Here is a 4,794-nt window from a genome sequence, read left to right on the forward strand (position 1 = left end):
GGCCCAAGGGCGTCATGGTGCCTCACCGCACCGCCGCCAACTTCTTCGCGGCCATGGATGACCGCCTGGGCACCTCTCCCGGCACGTGGCTCGCCGTCACCTCCATCTCCTTCGACATCTCCGTCCTCGAGCTGCTCTGGACGCTCTGCCGAGGCTTCCACGTTGTCCTCCATGACGAGCGCGCCGCCTCTCGCCTCGGCACCGCGCTGACGCTGCCCGAAGTCCTCCGCCGCCACCCCGTCTCCCATCTCCAGTGCACTCCGTCCTTCGCTCGCGCCCGGGTGCTCGCGCACGACTCACTCGGCGCGCTCGCGTCCCTCCGCTTCCTCCTCGTCGGCGGTGAGGCCCTCCCCGGCCCTCTCGCATCCCAGCTTCGCGCCGCGCTCCCTCGCTCCACCCTGCTCAACATGTACGGCCCGACGGAAACCACCGTCTGGTCCTCGTCTCACCCGTCCTCGCTCTCCGACGAAGGGGCTTCCACCCTTTCCATCGGGACGCCTCTCGCCAACAACCGTCTCTTCGTCCTCGACTCCTCCGGGCAGCCCTGCCCCATCGGCTCGCCCGGCGAGCTCTTCATCGCTGGTGAGGGTGTCGTGCGCGGCTACTTCGGCCGCCCCGACCTCACCGCCGAGCGCTTCCTCCCCGATGCCTTCTCCGGCATCCCTGGCGCGCGCCTCTACCGCACCGGTGACCTCGCTCGCTGGCGCCCTGACGGCTCGCTCGACTTCCTCGGCCGCGCCGACTTCCAGGTGAAGCTGCGCGGCTTCCGCATCGAACTGGGCGAAGTCGAAGCCGTCCTTTCACGCCACACCTCCGTCCTCCAGGCCGTCGCGGGCGTCCACCTCGATGCCTCCGGTGATGGACGCCTCGTCGCCTGGCTCGTCCCCCAGGCCGGCGTCTCGCTCGACGCCTCCGCCCTCCGCGACTTCGCCCAACGGCACCTGCCAGAACACATGGTGCCCTCGCTGTTCGTCTCCCTTCCCGCGCTTCCCCTCACTCCCAATGGCAAGGTCGACCGCAAGGCCCTCCCTTCGCCGCTGAGCAAGAGCCAGCAATCCGCCGTCCCCGACGACTCCGAGCCGAGGACGCCCCAGGAGAAGGTCCTCGCCGCCATCTGGTCCGAGGCCCTGCGCGCGCCGCGTGTCACGCGCCATGACAACTTCTTCGCGCTGGGTGGCGACTCCATCCTCTCCATCCAGATTGTCTCCCGCGCACGCAACGCGGGCCTCCAGCTCACGACCCAGCAGCTCTTCCAGCACCCGACGCTGGAGGCCCTCGCTCGGGTCGTGAAGTTCGAGGGCAGCGCATGGGCCGAGCAGCCGGACGCCGCGCTCACGCCGCGCACGTCGACGGACTCGACGTGGCACGAGTCCACGGACGTCGTCCTGAGCCGGTTGAAGCAGGCCATCGCGGACCGGCTGGTCCCCGCGGGCACGCCGGTGGAGGACCTCTATCCGTTGTCGCCCTTGCAGCAGGGCATGCTCTTCCACACCCTCGCCGCGCCGGGCTCCGGCGTCTACGTCACCCAGTTGACGTGGACCTTCAGTGGCGCGGTGGACCTGGGGGCGTTCCGGCGCACCTGGGAGACCGTCATCCAGCGCCAGCCCCTGCTGCGCACGTCCTTCCACTCGGGCGACTCGCGGGAGCCCCTCCAGCTCGTCCACCCCGGTGCTGCCCTGCCCTGGGAGGAACTCGACTGGCGCGGAGTGGAGGAAGCAGAGCAGCAGTCCCGCTTCCAGGCCCTCCTCTCCGAGGACCGCGCTCGCGGATTCGACCTGCGCACGCCGCCGCTGCTGCGCCTGACCGCCATCCGCACCGATGAGCACGCCTGGCGCGTTCTCTGGACCACGCATCACGTGTTGATGGACGGCTGGAGCATGGGCCTCCTCTTCCAGGACCTCTTCACCACCTACGAGCAGATTCGCGCGGGACTGGTGTGGGTCCGGAGCGAGGCAACGACCTTCCGCGACTACGTCACCTGGCTCCAGCGCCAGCCGATGGAGCCCGCGGAGCTCTACTGGCGCAAGACGCTGCATGGCTTCACCGCGCCCACGCCCCTACCTGGTGCCCTTCCCCGAAGCCCGGACTCGGTGCTCCAGCGTCGGCGCCTCCAGCTCCACCTGCCCGCGCAGACCACCACCGACCTCCAGGCCTTCGTCCGCCAGCACCGCCTCACCCTCAATGCGCTGGTCCAGGCCGCGTGGACGCTGGTGCTCTCACGTCACACCGGTGAGCAGGACATCGTCTTCGGTGCCACCACCTCCGGTCGCTCCGCCGACCTCTCCGGCATCGACCGCGCCATCGGGCTCTTCATCAACACCGTGCCCGTCCGCGTCTTCGTCGACGACGGCACCACCGCGCTCTCCTGGCTTCAGCAGCTCCACACCCAGCAGCTCGAGCTGCGCCAGTTCGAGCACACGTCCCTCGTGCGGCTGCACGGGTGGAGCGACGTCCCGCGCGGCACGCCCCTCTTCGAGTCCCTCTTCATCGTCGAGAACTTCCCCATCGACGCCGCGGTGAATTCCGCCGGGGATGCGTTGGGCATCCGCGACTTCACCATCGTGGACCAGACGGACACGCCGCTGGAGGCGTACGTCATCCCTGGGGACTCGCTGGAGCTGCGCCTGCTCTTCGACGCCGCGCGCTTCGAGCCTTCCATCCCCGAGCGTCTCCTTCATCACTGGGGCGTCGCGCTCCAGGCGCTGATGGCTGCCCCGGATGCGCGCCTCGCCTCCATCTCCCTGCTGACGAGAGAAGAGCGTGAGCAGGTCCTTCGCTCGTTCAACGGCAGGGCCCGCCCCGCGCCGGCTCAGAAAGACTCCGGCTCGCGATACACCGCTCCGCGCTCACGGACCGAGGAACAGCTCACGCAGGTGTTCGCTCAGGTGTTGGGCGTGGAGCATGTGGGCGCGACGGACAGCTTCTTCGCGCTCGGCGGACACTCCCTGCTCGCCACCCAGGTCGTCTCGCGCATCCACTCCGTGCTGGGAGTGGAGCTCCCACTGCGCGACCTCTTCGAGGCCCCCACCGTCGAACAGCTCTCCCGGCGGATTGAGTCGAGAAGCGGCGAGGGCACGGGGACCAGGCGCCTCCTGTTGCGCCCGGGCGCGCGCGACGGCGCCATTCCTCTCTCGTTCGCCCAGCAGCGCCTCTGGTTCCTCGATCAGCTCCAGCCCGGCGGCTCCGCATACAACATCCCGTGGGCGCTCAAGCTCACCGGAACCCTGGATTCAAACGCGCTGCGCCAGTCCCTCCGCGCGCTGATGCTGCGCCATGAGGTGCTGCGCACGCACTTCGCCATTCATGAGGGTCAGCCCGTTCAGCGCATCCAGCAGGATGTCGTGCTGGAGATGCCTCTCATTGACCTCCGCGCACTGCCGGAGCAGGAGCGGGACGCGGAAGCCCAGCGCCTGATGCGCCAAGAGGCACTGCACTCATTCGACCTGTCTCGGGGTCCGCTGGTACACGCGACCCTGGTGCGATTGAGCGACGACGAGCACATCCTGCTCGTCACCGCACACCACATCGTCTCCGACGGATGGTCTGTCGCCATCATCGTTCGCGAGCTCGCCGCCTTCTACCGTCAGTTCGCCGGAGGAGAACCCGCCCAGCTCGCCTCCCTGCCCATCCAGTACGCCGACTTCGCCATCTGGCAGCGCGAGTGGCTCCAGGGCGACGTCCTTTCCGCCGAGATTGACTGGTGGCGACAGGAGCTCGCCGGCGTCTCGACTTCGCTTGAGCTTCCCACTGACAGGCCGCGTCCCGCTGTTCAGACGTACCGGGGAGACATCGTCCCCGTGGCCCTGTCCAGACAGTCGAGCGACTGGGTCAAGGCGCTCGCCCAGCGCGAGGGTGCCACGCCCTTCATGGTGCTGCTGGCTTCCTTCCAGTTCCTGCTCTCCCGCTACTCGGGCCAGGACGACGTTTCCGTGGGCTCGCCCCTCGCCAACCGGAATCGCTCCGAGACCGAGGGCCTCATCGGCTTCTTCGTCAACACCCTCGTCTTCCACTCCCGACTCGACTCGAAGCAGTCCTTCCGTCAGTTGCTCTCCCAGGTGCGCACGTCCACTCTGGCCGCCTACGAGCACCAGGACGTCCCCTTCGAGAAGCTTGTCGAAGAACTCCAGCCTCAGCGTGACCTGAGCCGCTCACCGCTCTTCCAGGTCACCCTCACCCTTCAGAACGCTCCTGAAGGAGAACTCAAGCTCCCCGGCATCACGCTGGGCGCGCTGCCTCCGAGCATCGAGTCCTCGAAGTACGACATCAGCCTTCTGCTCGAAGAAGGCATCAATGGCTTCGCGGGTGTCTTCAACTACAACACCGACCTCTTCGACGCGGCGACAATGGAGCGCCTCTCGCGTCACTACGCGGTGCTGATTGAGGGACTTCAGGCGGCCCCCGATACCCAGCTTGGCCTGATCCCTCTGCTCACGTTGGCGGAGAAGCAGCAGGTCCTCGCGGGTTGGAATGGCGTTGTCAGTGATTACCCGCGCGACGCATCCATCCCTTCGCTCTTCGCTCAGCAGGCCGCGCGTACGCCTGATGCCGTCGCCGTTGTCTCGGGTGAGGAGTCTGTCTCCTACGCCCAGCTCGACTCGCGCTCCAATCAGCTCGCCCATTACCTGCGCACTCTCGGCGTTCTTCCCGGCTCGCGCGTCGCTGTCCGTCTCGACCGCTCCGCCGACCTCATCGTCTCCCTCCTCGCCATCCTCAAGGCCGGCGCCTCCTACGTCCCCCTCGACAAGGCCTGGCCCTCCGACCGCCTCGCCTTCGTCCTCCGCGAGTCCTCAGCCG

At 68.0% G+C, this 4,794-nt stretch carries 1 protein-coding gene; it reads left to right on the forward strand.

Translation table 11 applies throughout. The features are described from left to right. On the forward strand, positions 1-4,794 hold a 4,794-nt coding region (locus HUA74_RS44830), incomplete at both ends, for a condensation domain-containing protein (protein ID WP_174459493.1).

This window comes from Myxococcus sp. CA051A (genome assembly GCF_013336705.1).
GTDB lineage: Bacteria > Myxococcota > Myxococcia > Myxococcales > Myxococcaceae > Myxococcus > Myxococcus llanfairpwllgwyngyllgogerychwyrndrobwllllantysiliogogogochensis.